General features: G+C 52.4%; 1 protein-coding gene. It reads right to left on the reverse strand.

Annotated elements, in window-relative coordinates:
• On the reverse strand, positions 1-347 hold a 347-nt coding region (locus Q4563_RS17560), incomplete at both ends, for a TonB-dependent receptor plug domain-containing protein (RefSeq protein ID WP_303605412.1).

Genomic DNA, 347 nt, shown 5'->3' on the forward strand with positions numbered 1-347 from the left:
GCCAACGTCTTGATTACCCAACTGGCCATTGCCACCGCTCTGGAACTGCGCTTGACGAAAACCAAACTGACCCGCACCCAGCTCCAACTCATTGTATTCGGTGTTGAAGCCGTTTTTGGTGGTCATCGCAATGGCGCCGCCCTGGGTATTCTGGCCAAACAGCGGATTGGAGCCAGAATACAGCGTCATATTACTGACGGCATCCGTTGGTAACAGATCCCAGTTTACCGTGTCCCCAAAAGGTTCGTTAAAACGCACGCCGTTCATATACACGGATACGCCTTGCGGTAATCCCAGCAACGGCGATGCCGTAAAACCACGATATTGAACATCCGGTTGATAGGGGT

This window comes from Gilvimarinus sp. 1_MG-2023 (assembly GCF_030548285.1).